Genomic DNA, 21,134 nt, shown 5'->3' on the forward strand with positions numbered 1-21,134 from the left:
CTGCCTTGTACCTGTTTGAAAGCCTGAATCTGCTGATTCAACGTTACTTGCCTGAGGAGCAGATTAAACGCCTCAAACAGGCATACCTCGTTGCACGTGATGCTCACGAGGGACAGACACGCTCCAGCGGTGAGCCCTACATTACTCACCCTGTTGCCGTGGCCTGTATTCTAGCGGAAATGCGTCTCGACTATGAAACGCTAATGGCAGCCCTGCTGCACGACGTCATCGAAGACACCCCGGCCACCTATCAGGATATGGAACAACTATTTGGCAAAAGCGTTGCCGAACTGGTTGAAGGCGTATCCAAGCTCGACAAGCTGAAATTCCAGGATAAGAAAGAAGCGCAGGCGGAAAACTTCCGCAAAATGATCATGGCAATGGTGCAAGACATCCGCGTCGTTCTGATCAAGCTGGCTGACCGCACCCACAATATGCGGACTCTCGGTTCGCTACGCCCCGACAAACGGCGGCGTATCGCGCGCGAAACCCTGGAAATTTACAGCCCGCTAGCCCACCGGCTAGGTATTCATCATCTGAAGATCGAACTGGAAGAGTTGGGCTTCGAGGCGCTCTATCCAAACCGTTATCGTGTCATTAAAGCCGTGGTGAAAGCCGCGCGCGGTAACCGTAAGGAGATGATCCAGAAGATTCTTTCCGAGATCGAAGGGCGTTTAACCGAAGCGGGTATTCCCTGCCGCGTCAGCGGGCGGGAAAAGCATCTCTATTCCATCTACTGCAAGATGCACCTGAAAGAACAGCGTTTCCATTCAATAATGGATATCTACGCGTTCCGGGTGATCGTGAAAGAAGTCGACACCTGTTACCGGGTTCTGGGCCAGGCGCATAGCCTGTATAAGCCACGCCCTGGGCGAGTGAAAGACTACATCGCCATTCCTAAGGCCAACGGCTATCAATCGCTGCACACATCGCTGATCGGCCCGCACGGCGTGCCGGTTGAAGTGCAGATCCGTACCGAAGACATGGATCAGATGGCAGAGATGGGGGTTGCCGCGCATTGGGCCTATAAAGAAAGGGTTCCAGGCGAAACCACCGGCACAACCGCACAGATCCGCGCTCAGCGCTGGATGCAGAGCCTGCTTGAGCTACAACAAAGTGCTGGCAGCTCGTTTGAATTTATCGAAAGCGTAAAATCCGATCTGTTCCCCGATGAGATTTACGTTTTCACCCCGGAAGGGCGCATCGTGGAACTGCCTGCGGGTGCAACGCCTGTCGACTTTGCTTATGCAGTGCACACCGATATCGGCCATGCCTGCGTAGGCGCACGCGTCGATCGCCAGCCGTATCCGTTGTCACAATCGCTGTCCAGTGGTCAGACGGTGGAAATCATCACAGCGCCGGGCGCACGGCCCAACGCCGCCTGGCTGAACTTTGTTGTCAGCTCAAAAGCCCGCGCTAAAATCCGCCAGATGCTGAAAAACCTCAAGCGTGACGACTCTGTCAGCCTGGGCCGCCGTTTGCTTAACCACGCGCTCGGTGGCAGCCGTAAGCTGTCTGAAGTACCGCAGGAAAACATCCAGCACGAACTGGAACGCATGAAGCTGGCTACGCTGGACGACTTACTGGCAGAAATCGGCCTCGGCAATACCATGAGCGTGGTCATCGCGAAGAATTTGCAGGGCGATCACTCCAGCCTCGGGGCTTCTTCCGGCGTGCGCAATCTGGCCATTAAAGGGGCCGATGGCGTTCTGATTACCTTCGCCAAGTGCTGCCGGCCAATTCCGGGCGATCCGATTATTGCCCACGTCAGCCCAGGCAAAGGGTTGGTGGTCCACCATGAGTCCTGCCGTAACATCCGCGGCTACCAGAAAGAGCCTGAGAAATTCATGGCGGTAGAGTGGGATCTGGAAACCGAGCAGGAATTCATTGCTGAAATCAAAGTGGATATGTTCAACCATCAGGGAGCATTGGCTAACCTGACGGCGGCCATTAATGCGGCCGAATCGAATATTCAAAGCCTGAATACCGAAGAGAAAGATGGCCGGGTCTACAGTGCCTTTATTCGCTTAACCACGCGCGATCGCATCCATCTGGCAAACATTATGCGTAAGATCCGTATCATGCCGGATGTCATCAAAGTTAACCGTAACCGAAACTAGCGCTTATGAGCCCTGAACGTTATGCACGGATTTGTGAAATGCTGTCCACCCGGCAGCCCGATCTGACAGTCTGCTTGGAGCAGGTACACAAACCGCATAACGTCTCCGCGATTATTCGCACCGCCGATGCCATTGGTGTGCATCAGGTGCATGCCGTGTGGCCAACCGCGCGGATGCGCACGCTGGTTTCTTCCGCCGCAGGCAGCAACAGCTGGGTAAACGTCCAAACCCACCCGACCATTGCCGATGCCGTGGCACAGATGAAAAGCCAGGGGATGCAGATCCTGGCCACCCATCTTTCCGCACGCGCTGTCGATTTTCGCGCAGTGGACTATACCCGCCCGACCTGTGTACTGCTGGGGCAGGAAAAAACCGGTATCACCGAAGAAGCGCTGGCGCTGGCCGATCAAGACATCATTATTCCGATGATCGGTATGGTGCAATCGCTCAATGTTTCTGTGGCTGCCGCATTAATCCTGTATGAAGCCCAGCGTCAGCGGCAAAACGCTGGCATGTACCGCCGCGAACACAGCGCACTGAATAAAGAAGAGCAACAACGCCTGCTGTTTGAGGGAGGTTATCCGGTGCTGGCCAACGTGGCCAAGCGCAAAGGGCTGCCACGCCCGCATATTGATGAGCAGGGCCAAGTGATTGCCAGCGCCGAATGGTGGGCAACCATGCAGGCAACGACGGTACGCCGATGAAAGGCCGCCTGCTGGATGCCGTCCCTCTTACAACACTTTCCGGGGTTGGAGCCAGCCAGGCAGGTAAATTAGCCAAAATCGGCCTGAACACCATTCAGGATTTGCTGTTACATCTGCCACTGCGTTACGAAGATCGCACCCGCCTGTACTCCATCAACGATCTGCTGCCCGGTATTTTTGCCACGGTGGAAGGGGAAGTGCTGCGCAGCGATATCAGTTTTGGCCGCCGCCGCATGCTAACCTGCCAGATCAGCGACGGCACCGGCCTTCTGACCATGCGCTTCTTCAATTTCAACGCGGCGATGAAGAACAGCCTGTCTACCGGTCGCCGCGTGACGGCTTACGGTGAAATCAAACGCGGCACTCACGGCGCCGAAATCATTCATCCTGAATATCGTATTCAGGGTGAAAGCAGTGAAGTTGAGCTACAAGAAGCCCTGACACCGGTCTATCCCACCACCGAAGGCGTGCGTCAAGCCACGCTGCGCAAGCTGACCGACCAAGCATTAGAACTGCTGGATACCTGTGCCATCGCCGAATTACTGCCTGCGGAACTGAGCGGTGGATTAATCAGCCTGCCACAGGCGCTACATACCCTGCACCGACCGCCGCCGGATATCCAACTGGCCGATCTGGAGCAGGGCAAACACCCGGCACAAAAACGCCTGATTCTGGAAGAGCTACTGGCGCATAACCTCAGCATGCTGGCAGTACGTGCAGGCGCGCAAAGCTATAAAGCACTATCACTCACGCCGGACGACCAGCTGAAAAAGCGTTTCCTCGCTCAGTTACCGTTTGCCCCTACCGGTGCGCAAAATCGGGTAGTAGCAGATATCGAAGCCGATATGCAGAAGGGTTTCCCGATGATGCGCCTAGTGCAAGGGGATGTTGGTTCAGGCAAAACTCTGGTTGCAGCACTGGCCGCCCTGCGTGCCATCGCCCACGGTAAGCAGGTGGCGCTGATGGCCCCCACTGAGTTACTGGCCGAACAACACGCCAATAACTTCCGCCAATGGTTTGAACCGCTGGGAATTGAGGTGGGCTGGCTGGCGGGGAAACAAAAGGGCAAAGCACGCATCGCACAGCAGGACGCGATTGCCAGCGGGCAAGTATCGATGGTGGTAGGAACGCACGCCATCTTCCAGGAACAGGTGCAATTCAATGGCCTGGCACTGGTGATTATCGATGAACAACACCGCTTTGGCGTGCATCAGCGGCTGGCACTGTGGGAAAAAGGCGAAGAGCAAGGGTTCCATGCTCATCAGTTGATCATGACCGCCACGCCAATTCCACGCACGCTGGCGATGACCGCCTATGCCGATCTCGACACTTCGGTTATCGACGAACTGCCGCCGGGGCGCACGCCGGTAACCACCGTGGCAATCCCTGATACGCGCCGTGCCGATATTATTCAGCGGGTAAAAAGCGCCTGTTTAGAAGAAAGCCGCCAAGCGTATTGGGTTTGTACGCTGATTGAAGAGTCCGACCTGCTAGAGGCTCAAGCAGCGGAAGCCACCTGGGAAGAATTGAAAATCGCCCTGCCGGAGCTGAAGGTGGCTCTGGTCCATGGTCGCATGAAGGCGCAAGAGAAACAGGCGGTGATGCAGGCCTTCAAACAGGGCGAGTTGCAGCTCTTGGTCGCAACCACAGTGATTGAGGTGGGCGTTGACGTACCCAATGCCAGCCTGATGATTATCGAGAACCCGGAGCGGCTCGGATTGGCGCAGTTGCACCAGCTACGCGGCCGCGTTGGCCGTGGTGCCGTCGCCTCTCACTGCGTGCTGCTGTATAAAACCCCGCTCAGCAAAACGGCGCAAAAACGCCTGCAGGTGCTGCGCGACAGTAACGACGGCTTTGTGATTGCCCAGCGCGATCTGGAAATCCGTGGGCCGGGCGAGCTGTTGGGTACGCGCCAAACCGGCAGCGCAGAGTTCAGAGTGGCCGATCTGTTGCGCGATCAGGCGATGATCCCAGAGGTTCAGCGCACGGCGCGCTATATCCACCAGCACTACCCGCAACATGCTCACGCCCTGATTGAGCGCTGGCTGCCTGAAACCGCCCGCTACTCCAACGCCTGATTCTGTCGCCCTCCCCCATGGAAAGGGCGACATCATTTAGCCAAACATCGGCAACATCAGATACAGCTTAATCACGATGGCATTGGCGATATCAATAAAGAACGCCCCCACCATCGGCACCACGAGAAACGACAGGTGCGAAGGGCCAAAACGATCGGTAATCGCCTGCATGTTGGCAATCGCCGTCGGCGTCGCCCCCATACCAAAACCACAGTGCCCAGCGGCCAATACCGCGGCATCATAGTTTTTGCCCATCACGCGATAGGTCACAAAGATCGCATACAGCGCCATCACCAAGGCTTGTACCACCAGAATCGCCAGCATCGGTAATGCCAGAGAGGCCAGTTCCCACAAACGCAGGCTCATCAGCGCCATCGCCAGAAACAGAGACAAGCTGACGTTGCCCAACACCGAAACGGCGCGCTCAAACACCGTATAAAAACCGGTAGCCGACAGCGTGTTGCTGAGGATCACCCCCACAAACAGCACGCAGACAAACGTGGGCAGTTCGAAGGAGCTACCATTCAGTAACCCGAAAATAAATTTCCCGAGGCTCAGGCAGATAGCGATCATGGCAATGGTTTCGACCATCACCAGCGAGGTGATTAGGCGGCCACTTTCCGGCTTTTCAAAACCGCTTGGCTGCACGCTGTCTTCCGGGTTTCCTTCCGGGGTTGAAGAGTGCTTAACCAGATAACGCGCCACCGGGCCGCCGATCAGCCCACCCAGCACCAGACCAAAGGTGGCGCAGGCTATCGCGACTTCTGTCGCATTCTCAAAACCATAGCGTTCGATGAACACCTTACTCCAGGCAGCGCCGGTGCCATGGCCGCCAGAAAGCGTAATCGAGCCAGCAATCAGCCCCATCAGCGGATTCAAGCCGAGTATTTTCGCCATGCCGATACCAATGGCGTTCTGCACCACCAGCAGGCCCAGCACGACAAACACGAACACAAACAGCGCCTTGCCCCCTGCCCGCAAACGCGCCAGGTTAGCATTCAGACCGATGGTGGCAAAAAAAGCCAGCATCAAGGGATCTCTCAGCGACATATCAAAGCTAACTTCCCAGTCGACGGTTTTTTTCACCAGTAACAACAACAACGCCACCAGCAAACCGCCCGCCACCGGGGCCGGAATAGTATATTTTCTCAACAAAGGAATGGATCGTACACATTTGCCCCCAAGGAGCAAAACCAGCGTGGCAGCAACTAAAGTGCCATAGGTATCGAGATGGAACATCTCAGGTACTCCGTGTCAGAATCGATATACAATAAATTATAAACCATAATTTTAGTCAGGCTTTTAACTCGATGAGTGGTCGATTATTAGTGGAAAAGACTAATAACAAAAGAAAAAGCGAACGAAAATGTGACCTTCATAAGGCTAAATTTGGCAAAAATATTAATGCGCAACCGTTTGCTTTTGTGAGGCGGATCATTAAAATGCTTTCTTTGCCGCTTCAGGGAACGCTACACCATGTCCATCCAATCCGCTGAGCTTGATACCGCGCAACAGGCATCAGCAACCGCTCCACGCACCAGTGAACTGATTTATCGCTTGGAAGATCGCCCGCCGTTGCCGCAAACCCTGTTTGCCGCCGGTCAGCATCTGCTGGCGATGTTTGTTGCCGTGATCACCCCAGCCCTGTTGATCTGCCAGGCACTTGGCCTGCCCGCGCAGGATACGCAGCACATTATCAGCATGTCGCTGTTTGCTTCAGGTTTGGCCTCGATTCTGCAAATCAAAACCTGGGGCCCGGTGGGTTCTGGTCTGCTATCCATTCAGGGTACCAGCTTTAACTTTGTCTCACCGCTGATTATGGGCGGGCTGGCGTTGAAAAACGGCGGTGCCGACGTGCCAACCATGATGGCGGCGCTGTTCGGCACACTGATGGTGGCTTCCTGTACTGAAATCCTGCTCTCGAGGGTGCTGCATCTGGCGCGCCGCATTATCACCCCGCTGGTATCCGGTATTGTGGTGATGATCATCGGCCTGTCGCTGATTCAGGTGGGTCTGACGTCCATTGGCGGTGGCTACGCAGCCATGAACGACCATACTTTTGGCGCACCGAAAAACCTGTTGCTGGCTGGCGTAGTGCTGGTGGTGATCATTCTGCTTAACCGCCAGCGCAATCCTTACCTGCGCGTGGCTTCGCTGGTGATCGCCATGGCCGTGGGTTATCTGCTGGCCTGGGCGATGGACATGCTGCCAGAAACCCAACCCGCCACCAATACGGCCATGATCAACATCCCAACGCCGCTGTATTACGGTTTGGGCTTTGACTGGAACCTGCTGCTGCCGCTGATGCTGATCTTTATGGTGACCTCGTTGGAGACCATTGGTGACATTACGGCAACTTCCGACGTTTCCGAACAACCGGTCAGCGGCCCGCTATATATGAAGCGGCTCAAAGGCGGTGTGCTGGCTAACGGCCTGAACTCGATGCTGTCGGCCGTATTCAACACTTTCCCGAACTCCTGCTTCGGTCAGAACAACGGCGTGATCCAACTGACTGGCGTAGCCAGCCGCTACGTCGGTTTCGTGGTTGCCTTGATGCTGATCGTGCTGGGGCTGTTCCCTGCGGTCGCCGGTATCGTGCTGCATATCCCAGAACCGGTGCTGGGTGGCGCCACCATCGTGATGTTCGGCACCATTGCCGCCTCCGGCGTGCGTATCGTGTCCCGCGAGACCCTGAACCGCCGTGCGATCATGATTATGGCGCTGTCGTTGGCCGTTGGGATGGGCGTTTCTCAGCAACCGCTGATCCTGCAGTTTGCACCGGATTGGCTGAAAACCCTGTTCTCTTCCGGCATCGCCGCCGGTGGGATCACGGCCATTGTGTTAAACCTGCTGTTCCCGCAGGAAAAATAACCAATCCGACCCTAAGTGGTAAAACGGCCGGTAGCAAAGCGCTATTGGCCGTTTTTTTATTGTCTTTCAGGCTATTGCACTTGAGCTGACGGCCTAATTACGGCATAAACAGGGTATCTTTTCTGACCGCTACGGATTCGGACGATGAAATTTATCGGAAAACTGTTGCTGACGTTGTTACTGCTGGCGGTGCTCGCCGTGGTGCTGCTATACGTCTTGGGGCAAACACGCTGGGCTGCGGGCTGGATGAGCCGTTGGATCAGCAATAACAGTGAATACCGCCTATCGGTGGAAAAAATCACCCATTCATGGAGTAAGCCAGGGCAAATCACGCTGGAAGAGGTCACTTTGGCTCAGGCTAACCAGCCGCAGGTGCTGGCCGCCAAGCAGGTGGATTTTGCCTTCAGCCTACGGCAGATCACTGAACCAGGTTACTTCGGCAGCGTGACGCTGCGCGACGGGACGCTCAATATACAATCACAGCAGGGCATCTCCTTGCCGATACAGGCCGATACGCTGCAACTGAGTAATATGGCGTTGCAGTCCAACGAGGCAAACTGGCGGTTGAATGCGCAAAAGGTGAATGCCGGTGTCACTCCTTGGCAGCCGACCACTGCCCATGTGCTGGGTGAAAACAACCAGTTCCAGTTCAGCGCCGGTTTGATGGTCTTGAACGGTGTTCCTGCCTCACAGGTGCTGGTGCAAGGTGAAATCAAGCAAGACCAACTGATCTTGAGCGATTTCGGGGCTGACTTGGCCCAAGGCGATCTGACCGGGGTGGCCAGCCGGGCCGCAGACGGTAGTTGGCTGGTAGAGCGCCTGCGCCTGAGTAATGTACGCCTGCAAACCGCGCTGACGTTGGAACAGCTTTGGGAGCACGTCACCGCACTGCCACCGATTACGGTGAAGCGCTTTGACTTGATCGATGCACGCCTGGAAGGGAAAGAGTGGGCAATTAACGATCTCGATTTATCGCTGCAAAACGTCACCTTCGAACAGGGTGACTGGAGCAGCCAGGATGGAACGCTCAGCTTTAACGCGGGCGATCTCATCCATGGCAGTTTCCATCTGGTCGATCCGATCATCAATATGCAGCTTTCTCCGGCCGGTATTACCATTCAACAGTTCACCACCCGTTGGGAGGGTGGGCTGTTACGCACCTCCGGTAATTGGCTGCGCGCCGACAAGCGGTTGCAACTCGATGAAGTGGCCATGGCCGCGCTGGAATATACGTTGCCAAACAATTGGCGGGCGCTATGGTTGCAACCGCTGCCAAGCTGGTTGGCGCAAGTGTATATCGGCAAACTGACGACCAATCGTAATCTGATTATCGACATCAATCCGGATTTCCCTTTCCAGATCACCGCATTGGATGGTTACGGCAGCAATCTGCTGCTGGCCAACGATCATCAGTGGGGCATCTGGTCCGGCTCGTTGAAGCTCAACGGCAGCGATGCCACCTTCAACAAAGTTGACGTGCGCCGCCCTTCTCTGGCGCTGGATGCCGATACACAGCAGATTAACGTTACCGAACTGAGCGCCTTTATGCCGGATGGCCTGTTGGATGCCAAGGCCAATATCAGCCAGTTACCCGGCAAGCCGTTTACGCTATCTCTTGATGGGCGCTCGGTGCCGTTAAACACCTTACAGCAGTGGGGATGGCAGCAGGTGCCGTTGGAAGGTGATGGTAATCTGCAATTGCAGTTGAAAGGGATGCTGAACGGGGAAGAATCGTTTAAATCCTCATTACAGGGCCACTTACAGGCGACCAGCAAAGAAGGGCAAACGCTGGAGCAACAGCTGCCATAAGCGCAATACCGTTCGTTAAAGCTAACCTGTTAGGTGAGAGGCTCCTCTGCACAACAAGCCCCTCACTCCGTCCCTCTCCCACAGGGAGAGGGAGGCCACACCTTCAGCCTTTGCTGCATCTTTATGCTGTTTTTCGCTTAACTGACCAGCATTGCGGCAATTGATCTTTATACTCTAAATAATTCGAGTTGCAGGAAGGCGGCAAGTGAGCGAATCCCCAGGAGCATAGACCACTATGTGACTGGGGTGAGCAAACGTAGCCAACGCACATGCAACTTGAAGTATGACGAGTATAGCTGGCTACGCTTCTGAACCGCCCTTGTCCAACGGTTCATCAGGTTCGGCAGGCAGCACCATATAGGTGCCTTCAAAGATTGCCCCTTTATCCTCATCCCCAAACAAATGGACTTCCGCCTGCACGCGCGCCCGGCGGCCACGGGCCAAACGGGCAAGATCGCCACTGAGTGAGCTGAGATCCGCCACCGCTCGTGGGCGACCGGTGATCGGTTTACTATAACGGATGTGGGCATCCGCCAGAATAATGGTGCCGCCGAGATGGCGCTCGCGCAGCAGCAGCCAGATCAACCCCCAGGCGGTTAGCGTCGCCAGCGAAAACAGGCTACCGGCAAACAGCGTATGGTGCGGGTTCTGATTACCCACCTCCGGCATAGTGGTGACAAAACGCTGGCCGGTATATTGGCTGATGCGCACGCCCATTTTTTCACTGAGCGGGATATGTTCATACCAGGCTTGTTGCAACTGCCCGCACCAATCGGGGCGATGCAGGATATCATCCAGCGTTGCTACCGGTTTAATCATCAAGTAGTGACGGATGGGGGTGGTTTGCGGAGCAGTGATCTCGCCCTGATTGATAAACCCAAGTTTGGCAAAGAAATCGACGGCATCTTCACGCGCGCTACACACCACCCGCTTTACCCCTTCCTGACGCGCGACCGACTCCAGGGTCATCGCCACCAGCGTACCCAGGCCTTTGTCTTGTACCGTAGGGTCAACCGCCAGAAAGCGGATAGCGGCTTCATTGTCGGCATTGATATACAACCGCCCAATCGCCACAATCTTGCCATTCTCGTCCACCACCATCTGATGGTGCGCCATGGCGTCGTAGGCATCCTTTTCCGAACCCACTGGCTGATGCAACGGCTTGCGCAGCATCTCCCAGCGAAACTGGTAATACGCTTTCAGTTCTTGTTCTGTTACGGGGACTCGTAGGTGATACATAGACGCCTTCTCTCTTATCATGCTTACACTTGCAGCCAGAACGTCACCGGCCCATCGTTCACCAGCGACACTTTCATGTCGGCGGCAAACTCTCCGGTCTGGGTTTCCACACCGCGCTCACGGCACTGGCCAACAAAATATTGATACAAACGCTCGGCATCGATCGGCGCCGCACCGCGCGAAAAGCTCGGGCGCATGCCTCTCTCGGTGTCGGCCACCAGCGTAAACTGCGACACCACCAGCACGCTGCCACCGGCCTGCTGTACGTTGAGATTCATCTTGTCGTTCTCATCGCCAAAGATGCGGTATCCCAGCACCCGCTCGCACAGGCGTTCAGCTTTTTGTTCGTTATCATCCGCCTCAACGCCCAATAACACTAACAAACCAGGGCCAATTTTGCCTAGCGTTTCACCTTCAACCACCACGCTGGCGTTTAACACCCGCTGAATTAACGCAATCATAAATGCTCTTCCTGCTGCCGTTTTTGCTGTTGCTGATAAAGACGATACTCACCCAACGTGACGGTGATTTCAGCACCGAGTAACACGATACACCAGCTCCAATACACCCATAGGAATAAAATGGGGATCACTGCCAACACGCCATAGATCAGTTGATAAGACGGGAACATGGTGACGTAAAACGCAAAAGCCTTCTTGCCCAGTTCGAACAGCACCCCGGCAACCAGCGCACCGACCAGCGCATCCTTCGGCGGTACCCGCACGGTGGGGACGATGCTGTACAGCAACCAGAAGGATACCCATGAAAGCAGCAGCGGAAAAATGCGTAACACATCATCGAGCAGGTCGTTGACGCCGGTCTGTGCCAGCCATTTCAGCGACAGCAGATAAGAGCTGATCGCCATGCTGGCCCCTACCAACAGCGGCCCCAATGTCAGCACCATCCAGTAAACGGCAAAGGAAAACACGATCGGGCGTTTATTTTTGCTGCGCCAAATGGTGTTCAGCACGGAATCCACCGAGGAGATCAACAATAACGCGGTGATAATCAAACCGCAGGCCCCTACCGCCGTCATCCTGCTGGAGTTGGCGACAAACTGCTCGAGGTACTGTTGAATCACGTTGCCGGCAGCAGGCATAAAGTTAGAAAAAATAAAGCTTTTCAACTGAACGCTGATGTCCGAAAACATCGGAAAGGCGGCAAACAGCGCAAACACTACGGTGACCAACGGCACCAGCGAGAGCAGAGAAACATAGGCCAGATGGCCTGCCAGCATGGTCAGGCCATCGCTATCGATACGCTTCATCAGCAACCGCCCGAAGGTCACTCCGGGCTTAAGCGACGCAGGCAGCTTTTTTCGGCGGAAAAACGACATATCCACTCCTTGAGATCGGCCTTTACGCCTTAAGCTTAACGCGCAGTGGTCATTGAGCAAAATACGCCGGAATAACCTGCCGATCGGTCACCTGCACCGCTTTGATCCCCAACGCTTCAGCCGCCGCCACGTTAGCGGCGACGTCGTCAAAAAACACCGCCTGATCCGCCGGAGTATTTTCCGCAGCCAGCACATGCTGATAAATATTGGCGTCAGGTTTACGCATACCGATGTCTTGCGACAGGTACATATGATCGGCAGCTTCGGCAACTTGCGGGTAGTGTTGCGGCCAGTAGTTGCAGTGCAGACGGTTGGTATTCGACAGCACCACTACACGGTGCCCCTCATTGCGCAAGCGAAGCATAATGTCGATCACTTCTGGGCGCAGGGCGACAAACACCGCCTGCCAGCCAGTGGCAAACTGTTCGAAACTGAGCGCAACCCCCATCTCATCACACAGTTTAGCGGCAAAATCTTCGTCGCTGATTTCACCGCGTTCGTGCTGCTGGAAGACTTCGCCCATGCTGAAACGATCGGTCAATATCGCCAGCGGTGTACCGCTCAGATTGCTCCACACTCCCAGCACACGTTTGAAATCGATATCGACGATCACATTACCTAAATCAAAGATATACAGCATAGTCCTCTCCTGATGGGCCAGTGAGATTTTACTGTAACGGGAAAAGTTAAGGCTGAACAGGGAACAAGGAGGAAAAGCGCACGACACGCCGCAGAAACGGGGGAAAGACTGAGGAAAAAACTCAGGGCGCCTTTACGCGCCCTAAGCATTGCGGATTAAATCAGCTGATTAAGCTTCTTTAGGACCGCGGCTTGCACGCTTACGATCGTTTTCCGTCAGGTGACGCTTACGGATACGGATCGAGGTTGGCGTCACTTCTACCAGTTCGTCATCATCGATAAATTCCAGAGCTTGCTCCAGAGACATCTTGATGGCAGGAACCAAGGTAGTTGCTTCGTCAGTACCAGAAGCACGCATGTTGGTCAGCTTTTTACCGGTCAGGCAGTTCACGGTCAGGTCGTTAGAACGTGAGTGAATACCGATGATCTGGCCTTCATACACTTCTGCGCCATGGCCCAGGAACAGCTTGCCGCGATCTTGCAGACCGAACAGGGCGAATGCTACCGCTTTACCCTGGCCGTTGGAGATCAGCACGCCGTTCTGACGCTGACCCACTTCACCTTGACGCACGTCGTCATAATGGCTGAAGGTGGAGTACAGCAGACCCGTACCGGAAGTCATAGTCATGAATTCGTTACGGAAACCGATCAAACCACGGCTTGGGATCACATAGTCCAGACGCACACGGCCCTTACCATCAGGATCCATGTTTTTCAGGTCAGCTTTACGCTCGCCCATCGCCTGCATCACAGAACCCTGATGCTGCTCTTCGATGTCCAACGTCACGTTTTCGAATGGCTCCTGCTTGCGGCCATCGATTTCGCGGAAGATAACTTTCGGACGGGAAACCGCCAGTTCGAAACCTTCACGACGCATGTTCTCGATCAGTACCGACAGGTGAAGTTCACCACGGCCTGAAACGCGGAATGCATCAGCATCTGCCGTTTCTTCAACGCGCAATGCCACGTTGTGTACCAGTTCTTTGTTCAGGCGCTCAAGGATCTGACGTGAAGTCACATACTTGCCTTCTTTACCACAGAACGGTGAGGTGTTGACGTTAAAGAACATGCTTACGGTCGGTTCATCAACCGACAGCGCAGGCAGTGCTTCTACCGCGTTCACATCACAGATGGTATCGGAGATGTTCAGTTCACCCAGACCGGTGATAGCGATGATGTCGCCCGCTTCGGCAACGGTGGCTTCGATACGCTCCAGACCCATGTGGGTCAGCACTTTACCGATTTTACCGTTACGGGTTTTACCTTCGCTGTCGACCACAGTGATTTGCTGGTTAGGCTTCACTTTACCGCGCTTGATACGGCCGATGCCGATCACGCCAACGTAGTTGTTGTAGTCCAGCTGAGAGATTTGCATCTGGAATGGAGCATCCATCTCAACCTGCGGTGCAGACACGTGGTCAACGATCGCCTGATACAGCGGGGTCATGTCTTCAGCCATCTCGTTATGGTCGAGACCTGCGATACCCAGCAGTGCAGAAGCATAGATGATTGGGAAATCGAGCTGTTCGTCGGTGGCGTCCAGGTTAACGAACAGATCGAAGACCTGATCAACGACCCAGTCAGGACGCGCGCCAGGGCGGTCAACCTTGTTGATGACCACGATCGGTTTCAGACCGTTAGCGAACGCTTTCTTGGTCACGAAACGGGTTTGCGGCATTGGGCCATCCATCGCATCCACGACCAGCAGCACCGAGTCGACCATTGACATCACTCGCTCAACCTCACCGCCGAAGTCGGCGTGTCCTGGGGTATCCACGATGTTGATGCGGTAGTCTTTCCAATTAATGGCGGTGTTTTTTGCGAGGATGGTAATCCCACGCTCTTTCTCCAAATCGTTGGAGTCCATTACGCGTTCAGTTGCTTCTGTACGCTCTCCGAAAGTACCGGATTGTTGCAGCAACTTGTCAACCAGGGTGGTTTTACCATGGTCAACGTGGGCAATAATGGCGATGTTACGCAAATTTTCGATCACAGCTTTGCCTCAGGCATTAGAAATAGCGCGCTATTGTACACGTATTAAGCGAGGTACTAAACAAGATCACAACACTCTCTTATAAACAACTGTGTACAGGTCAGTTTGTGATCTCATTCACGGTGCAAAAAGCAGCAACTGATGACGTTTTGCACCATTTAAGTGCCCCAGCAGGCATTATTTGCACCACAGCAGTGCATTGCATCCCCCATGGTGCATACTAGGGATGGGCAAAACCCGCGCAGAAAGGCGATTATTGCGCTTTTAAAATAGTTGGCACAGTTTTCGCTTTAGTCTACGCAAGGCGAAATCAAGCCAGTTTCCACAGATTCGTTCCACGACGACGACAACGATAAATCCGGGAGAGTTAAGTATGTCCGCTGAACACGTTTTAACGATGCTGAATGAGCATGAAGTGAAATTTGTAGACCTGCGCTTCACTGACACCAAGGGTAAAGAACAACACGTCACCATCCCTGCTCATCAGGTAAATGCCGATTTCTTCGAAGAAGGCAAAATGTTTGACGGCTCCTCGATCGGTGGTTGGAAGGGCATCAACGAATCTGACATGGTGCTGATGCCAGACGCCAGCACTGCGGTTCTGGATCCGTTCTTTGAAGAAACCACGCTGATCATTCGCTGTGACATCCTCGAGCCAGGCACCATGCAGGGCTATGACCGTGACCCGCGTTCGATCTCCAAACGTGCAGAAGATTTCCTGCGCTCTTCCGGCATTGCAGACACCGTGCTGTTTGGGCCAGAACCAGAGTTCTTCCTGTTTGACGACGTGCGTTTCGGCAGCAGCATCCGTGGTTCCCACGTGAGCATCGATGACATCGAAGGCGCCTGGAACACCAGCACCAAATACGAAGGCGGCAACAAAGGCCACCGTCCAGCGGTGAAAGGCGGTTACTTCCCAGTACCACCGGTTGACTCTTCACAGGACATCCGTTCTACCATGTGTTTAACCATGGAAGAAATGGGTCTGGTGGTTGAAGCTCACCACCATGAAGTGGCCACCGCAGGTCAGAACGAAGTGGCAACCCGCTTCAACACCATGACCAAGAAAGCCGACGAAATCCAAATCTACAAATACGTGGTGCACAACGTGGCGCACGCATTTGGTAAAACCGCGACCTTTATGCCAAAACCGATGTTCGGTGATAACGGTTCCGGTATGCACTGCCACATGTCGCTGTCCAAGAACGGTGTTAACCTGTTTGCTGGCGACAAATACGGCGGCCTGTCTGACATCGCACTGTTCTACATTGGCGGTATCATCAAGCACGCTAAAGCGATCAACGCCCTGGCTAACCCGACCACCAACTCTTACAAGCGTCTGGTCCCAGGTTACGAAGCACCGGTGATGCTGGCTTATTCTGCCCGTAACCGTTCAGCGTCTATTCGTATTCCAGTGGTTTCCAGCCCGAAAGCTCGCCGCATCGAAGCGCGCTTCCCGGATCCAGCGGCTAACCCATACCTGTGCTTCGCAGCACTGCTGATGGCTGGTCTGGATGGCGTGATCAACAAGATCCATCCTGGCGATGCCATGGACAAAAACCTGTATGACCTGCCGCCGGAAGAAGAAGCTGAGATTCCAAAAGTGGCCGGCTCACTGGATGAAGCTATGGCTGCACTGAACGAAGACCGCGAGTTCCTGACCCGTGGTGGCGTGTTCACTGACGACGCGATCGATGCTTACATCGAACTGCGTAAAGAAGAGATGGACCGCGTTCGCATGACGCCACACCCAGTAGAGTTCGAGCTGTACTACAGCGTTTAAATGATACCTTGCGCTGTCCGCGGATGGCGCACCGGTTTCAGTTGCCGTTTTTTTGTTGCCGTGGAAACTTTTTAGCCCATCTCTGATGGGCTTTTTTCTCCACCGTATTTTCTGCAAAACTATTTCATACCGCGAGAGTGCAGGATGGAGTAGGATGGATGCACTAAAAAGGTGCAGACGTCTTCTGTACCCAATAGGTTCCATGGTATAGCTAGGCGGCAACCGAGCGCATCCCCAGGATGCTTGGTCGGCCAAGTGACTGGAGTAAGCAAGGGCGGCCAACAACGCTGTGCCTTGAAAGATGAAGGGCATGTATGGCAACTGGCAAGCTACCCGATGCTGGGCAGATCCTCAATTCTCTGATCAATAGCATCCTGCTGTTGGATGACCGGCTTGCTGTTCACTACGCCAACCCGGCAGCGCAGCAACTGCTGGCGCAAAGTTCCCGTAAACTTTTCGGTACGCCATTGCCTGAATTACTGGGCTATTTTTCGCTGAACATCGATCTGATGCGCGAGAGCCTCAACGCAGGCCAGGGCTTTACCGACAATGAAGTGACCCTGGTGGTCGATAGCCGTGCGCACATCCTCTCCTTGACCGCCCAGGCGCTGCCTGAAGGCTTTATCCTGATCGAGCTGGCACCGATGGATAACCAGCGCCGATTGAGCCAGGAACAGTTGCAGCATGCTCAGCAAGTGGCAGCACGCGATCTGGTGCGCGGGTTGGCACATGAAATCAAAAATCCGCTCGGTGGCCTGCGTGGCGCAGCACAGTTGCTGGCCAAGGCGCTGCCCGATCCGGCGCTGACCGAATACACCAAAGTGATCATCGAGCAGGCCGATCGGCTGCGTAATCTGGTGGATCGCTTGCTGGGGCCACAGCGGCCTGGTCAGCATATTACCCAGAGCATTCATCAGGTTGCAGAGCGTGTTTGCCAATTGGTGTCGTTGGAAAAACCGGATAACGTCACGCTGGTGCGTGATTACGACCCCAGCCTGCCAGAGCTGGCACACGATCCAGACCAGATAGAACAGATCTTGCTCAACATCACCCGCAATGCCCTACAGGCGTTGGGCCACGCCGGTGGCACCATCACGCTGCGCACGCGTACTGCGTTTCAGATCACCCTGCACGGCACGCGCTACCGGCTGGCAGCGCGCATTGATATCGAAGATGACGGCCCTGGCGTACCGGCGCTGCTGCAAGACACCCTGTTCTACCCAATGGTCAGTGGCCGCGAGGGGGGGACCGGCCTGGGATTATCTATCGCCCGTAATCTTATCGATCAGCATTGCGGAAAAATTGAATTTAACAGTTGGCCAGGGCATACCGAATTCTCGGTTTACCTGCCCATTCGTAAGTAGAGGTCGCTATGCAACGAGGGATAGTCTGGATCGTCGATGACGATAGCTCCATCCGCTGGGTGCTTGAACGCGCGCTCACTGGAGCTGGTGTAAGCTGCGTCACCTTTGAGAGTGGCCATGAAGTGCTAGAGCAACTTGCCACACAAACTCCCGATGTGTTGCTGTCAGACATTCGCATGCCAGGTATGGACGGTTTGGCGCTGCTTAAGCAGATAAAACAGCGCCATCCGATGCTTCCGGTCATCATAATGACCGCGCATTCAGATCTGGATGCCGCCGTCAGCGCCTATCAGCAAGGGGCATTTGACTACCTGCCGAAACCCTTTGATATTGACGAAGCCGTCGCGCTGGTAGAGCGCGCCATCAGCCATTATCAGGAACAGCAGCAACCGGCGCGTAGCCAGCCGGTTAGCGATCCGGCAGCCGATATTATCGGTGAAGCACCAGCGATGCAGGACGTGTTCCGCATTATTGGCCGCCTGTCACGTTCGTCCATCAGCGTGCTGATCAACGGGGAATCGGGAACCGGTAAAGAACTGGTCGCCCATGCGTTGCACCGCCACAGCCCGCGCGCCAAGTCCCCGTTTATCGCCCTGAATATGGCGGCGATCCCTAAAGACCTGATCGAATCCGAACTGTTCGGCCACGAGAAAGGCGCGTTTACCGGTGCCAATCAGATCCGCCAAGGGCGCTTTGAACAGGCCGACGGCGGCACGCTGTTCCTGGATGAAATCGGTGATATGCCGCTGGATGTGCAAACCCGTTTGCTGCGCGTGCTGGCGGATGGTCAATTTTATCGCGTTGGGGGCTATGCACCGGTAAAAGTGGATGTGCGTATCATTGCCGCCACCCACCAGAACCTGGAATTACGGGTGCAAGAGGGTAAGTTCCGCGATGACCTATTCCACCGTTTGAACGTGATCCGCGTCCACCTGCCGCCACTGCGCGAACGCCGGGAAGATATCCCACGCCTGGCACGCCATTTCCTGCAGGTTGCGGCGAAAGAACTGGGGGTGGAAGCGAAAAATCTGCACTCAGAAACCGAAACTGCCCTCACCCGCCTGCCATGGCCAGGCAACGTGCGTCAGTTAGAGAATACCTGCCGCTGGTTAACGGTAATGGCCGCCGGGCAAGAGGTGCTGATTCAGGATCTGCCCAGTGAGCTGTTTGAAACCACGGCGCCAGAATCCGCTGGCCACAGCTTGCCGGACAGTTGGGCTACTCTGCTAGCGCAATGGGCCGATCGTGCGCTGCGTTCCGGGCATCAAAATCTGTTGTCAGAAGCCCAGCCTGAGATGGAAAGAACCTTGCTCACCACCGCATTACGCCACACACAGGGGCACAAGCAGGAAGCCGCTCGCCTGCTGGGATGGGGGAGAAATACGTTAACGCGAAAACTGAAAGAGTTGGGGATGGAGTAATCTGTGTGCTGGATAGTAAAAACACAATCAAGCGCACAAAAAATCAGCTAATTACGGCTTTACAGGGTACGCCGCAGCAGTATGATTATGGCGCAAACCCCGGAGGCTCAGGATGTTGGATTCTTTTATCGTCTTTATTACCCATGGCGCAGACGTCAGTTCTGCCGTCAGCCACACGCCGCAGGCGGCCTTTGCTGCGGTACTGTGCGCCGCACTGATCAATTTCTTCAGTTAAAATAACAGCCGCATCTCAGCGGCTGTTATTTTAAGCATCAAATCACCCGTGAGAACTGCTGAGTGCGAGCCTGCTTGCGCAGATAAATATCAAAACACATACAGATATTACGGATCAGCAAACGCCCGCGCGGTGTGACGCGGATGCCACGCTCATCACGCTCCACCAGCCCATCTCGCTCGAACGGTGCCAACAATGCCAGATCTTCGGCAAAGTAATCGGTAAACCGGATAGCGTGTTGCTGCTCAATGTGCTGATAGCTGAGTTGGAAATTGCAGATTAAGGTTTTAATCACATCGCGACGCAGGCAGTCGTCTTCTGTCATCGCCAGGCCACGCCATAGCGCATTCCCACGTTCTTCTACATCGGCGTAATACACCTTCAGCTCTTTCTGGTTCTGCGCGTAGCTGTCACCAAGCATGCTGATGGCGGAAACCCCCAGACCAAGCAGATCGCTGTCCCCCTGAGTGGTGTAACCCTGGAAGTTGCGGTGTAGCTTACCTTCGCGCTGGGCGATCGCCAGTTCGTCATTCGGCCGGGCAAAGTGATCCATACCGATAAACTGGTAACCTGATTCGGTCAGCGAAGCGATGGTCTGCTGCAAAATATCGAGCTTCTGTTGCGCACTCGGCAAATCAGCATCTTTAATTTTACGTTGCGCAGCAAACAGATTCGGCAAATGCGCGTAGTTGAAGACGCTCAGACGATCCGGGTTCAGTTCCGCCACGCGCTGCAATGTGAAAGCAAAGCTTTCCGGCGTCTGCTTTGGCAGGCCGTAAATCAGGTCGATATTGGTGGAGTTGAACCCCAAGGCTTTAGCTCGAGCGATCAGCGCGAAGATAAAGTCTTCGTCCTGTTCACGGTTCACCAGGCGCTGCACTTCTTTATTGAAGTCCTGCACCCCCATGCTCAGGCGATTGATTCCTTCAGCACGTAAATGATCCAGCACATCCAGCTCAATTTCGCGTGGATCAACCTCGATCGACATCTCCGCATCCGGCAGGAAATCAAAATGCTGGCGCAGCATAGCCATCAACCGGCTGATTTGCTGTTTGTCGAGGTAAGTCGGCGTTCCGCCGCCCCAATGCATCTGATTAACCTTACGGCCCGTAAACAGCGGCGCACGCGCGGCAATCTCGCGCGCCAGCACTGCCAGATATTCGTCAGCCTTATGGGTTTGGCGCGTCACCAGTTTATTGCAGCCGCAGAAATAGCAGAGCTTGTGACAGAAAGGAATATGCACATACAGCGAGAGCGGGCGCTCAGGATAACGCGCCGCTGCGCGTTGAAACGCCGCTTCGTCGTAGCTCTGGTTAAACTCCAGCGCTGTGGGGTATGAGGTGTAACGCGGCCCCGAATAGTTATACTTTTGGATCAGGGCCAAATCCCAGACTATTGTCTGTTCAGACATGTTTGCTCACTCCTTCCGATACTTTTTCCTACCGGGCCGGGAAATGGGCAGTTGTCTATGCTGTCTGGCCGCGGAAGCGCTGCGAAAACGCGCTTTGCGTTTCGACAGCCGCCATAGTTTACCGAATAACC

At 54.8% G+C, this 21,134-nt stretch carries 16 protein-coding genes; 9 read left to right on the plus strand and 7 right to left on the minus strand.

Annotated features, from left to right (window positions below):
• Window positions 1–5 precede the first annotated feature (5 nt).
• The 3 genes from spoT to recG are packed head-to-tail and all read left to right on the plus strand — an operon-like array spanning window position 6 to window position 4,902.
• Complete coding sequence (gene spoT, locus ACX1CU_RS23680; RefSeq protein ID WP_459400607.1) at window positions 6–2,120, plus strand: bifunctional GTP diphosphokinase/guanosine-3',5'-bis pyrophosphate 3'-pyrophosphohydrolase; 2,115 nt, start codon at window positions 6–8, stop codon at window positions 2,118–2,120.
• A 5-nt stretch (window positions 2,121–2,125) separates the two neighbouring features.
• On the plus strand, window positions 2,126–2,824 hold the full coding sequence (gene trmH / locus ACX1CU_RS23685; protein ID WP_459400608.1) for a tRNA (guanosine(18)-2'-O)-methyltransferase TrmH: 699 nt from the start codon (window positions 2,126–2,128) through the stop codon (window positions 2,822–2,824).
• Complete coding sequence (gene recG / locus ACX1CU_RS23690) at window positions 2,821–4,902, plus strand: ATP-dependent DNA helicase RecG (RefSeq protein WP_459402897.1); 2,082 nt, start codon at window positions 2,821–2,823, stop codon at window positions 4,900–4,902. The genes trmH and recG overlap by 4 nt, the downstream gene beginning before the upstream one ends.
• A 36-nt stretch (window positions 4,903–4,938) precedes the next feature.
• Here recG and gltS read toward each other — a convergent pair whose 3' ends face one another.
• Window positions 4,939–6,141 (minus strand): sodium/glutamate symporter, encoded by a 1,203-nt coding sequence (gene gltS / locus ACX1CU_RS23695; RefSeq protein WP_459400609.1) that lies wholly within the window; start codon window positions 6,139–6,141, stop codon window positions 4,939–4,941.
• A gap of 237 nt (window positions 6,142–6,378) precedes the next feature.
• Here gltS and ACX1CU_RS23700 point away from each other — a divergent pair, with 237 nt between their 5' ends.
• Window positions 6,379–7,773: a nucleobase:cation symporter-2 family protein gene (locus ACX1CU_RS23700; protein ID WP_459400610.1), complete on the plus strand. Its 1,395-nt coding sequence runs from the start codon at window positions 6,379–6,381 to the stop codon at window positions 7,771–7,773.
• A 144-nt stretch (window positions 7,774–7,917) separates the two neighbouring features.
• Window positions 7,918–9,582: an AsmA family protein gene (locus tag ACX1CU_RS23705; RefSeq protein WP_459400611.1), complete on the plus strand. Its 1,665-nt coding sequence runs from the start codon at window positions 7,918–7,920 to the stop codon at window positions 9,580–9,582.
• Between the two features lie 300 nt (window positions 9,583–9,882).
• On the opposite strand, the gene fabY is transcribed toward ACX1CU_RS23705, so the two are convergent.
• From fabY to typA, 5 genes are all read right to left on the minus strand, one after another.
• Entirely contained in the window at window positions 9,883–10,821 is a 939-nt protein-coding gene (fabY, locus tag ACX1CU_RS23710; RefSeq protein ID WP_337263296.1) for a fatty acid biosynthesis protein FabY, read from the minus strand.
• 23 nt (window positions 10,822–10,844) lie between these two features.
• Window positions 10,845–11,282, minus strand: a complete 438-nt coding sequence (gene dtd / locus ACX1CU_RS23715; protein ID WP_459400612.1) for a D-aminoacyl-tRNA deacylase — start codon at window positions 11,280–11,282, stop codon at window positions 10,845–10,847.
• The gene (locus tag ACX1CU_RS23720; protein ID WP_459400613.1) at window positions 11,279–12,157 is read right to left on the minus strand and encodes a virulence factor BrkB family protein; all 879 of its coding nucleotides are present in this window, start codon (window positions 12,155–12,157) and stop codon (window positions 11,279–11,281) included. Before ACX1CU_RS23720 ends, dtd begins: the two co-directional genes overlap by 4 nt.
• Before the next feature lie 49 nt (window positions 12,158–12,206).
• Window positions 12,207–12,797: a glucose-1-phosphatase gene (gene yihX / locus ACX1CU_RS23725; RefSeq protein WP_459400614.1), complete on the minus strand. Its 591-nt coding sequence runs from the start codon at window positions 12,795–12,797 to the stop codon at window positions 12,207–12,209.
• Between the two features lie 168 nt (window positions 12,798–12,965).
• Complete coding sequence (gene typA / locus ACX1CU_RS23730; protein WP_459400615.1) at window positions 12,966–14,789, minus strand: ribosome-dependent GTPase TypA; 1,824 nt, start codon at window positions 14,787–14,789, stop codon at window positions 12,966–12,968.
• A 373-nt stretch (window positions 14,790–15,162) separates the two neighbouring features.
• Between typA and glnA the strand changes: the two genes are divergently transcribed.
• The 4 genes from glnA (at window position 15,163) to ACX1CU_RS23750 (ending at window position 19,592) form a co-directional block, all read left to right on the plus strand.
• A complete protein-coding gene (gene glnA, locus ACX1CU_RS23735; protein WP_459400616.1) occupies window positions 15,163–16,572 on the plus strand; it encodes a glutamate--ammonia ligase in 1,410 nt (469 codons plus the stop codon).
• A 314-nt stretch (window positions 16,573–16,886) separates the two neighbouring features.
• Complete coding sequence (gene glnL / locus ACX1CU_RS23740; RefSeq protein ID WP_459400617.1) at window positions 16,887–17,936, plus strand: nitrogen regulation protein NR(II); 1,050 nt, start codon at window positions 16,887–16,889, stop codon at window positions 17,934–17,936.
• 8 nt (window positions 17,937–17,944) lie between these two features.
• Window positions 17,945–19,357 carry a nitrogen regulation protein NR(I) gene (glnG, locus tag ACX1CU_RS23745; protein ID WP_459400618.1) on the plus strand — a complete coding sequence of 471 codons (1,413 nt, stop codon included), beginning with the start codon at window positions 17,945–17,947 and terminating at the stop codon, window positions 19,355–19,357.
• 112 nt (window positions 19,358–19,469) lie between these two features.
• Window positions 19,470–19,592 carry a YshB family small membrane protein gene (locus ACX1CU_RS23750; RefSeq protein WP_459400619.1) on the plus strand — a complete coding sequence of 41 codons (123 nt, stop codon included), beginning with the start codon at window positions 19,470–19,472 and terminating at the stop codon, window positions 19,590–19,592.
• Between the two features lie 37 nt (window positions 19,593–19,629).
• Here ACX1CU_RS23750 and hemN read toward each other — a convergent pair whose 3' ends face one another.
• Window positions 19,630–21,003, minus strand: coding sequence for an oxygen-independent coproporphyrinogen III oxidase (gene hemN / locus ACX1CU_RS23755; RefSeq protein ID WP_459400620.1), 1,374 nt, complete (start codon window positions 21,001–21,003; stop codon window positions 19,630–19,632).
• Window positions 21,004–21,134: the final 131 nt, after the last annotated feature.

The organism is Serratia sp. D1N4 (assembly GCF_054552755.1).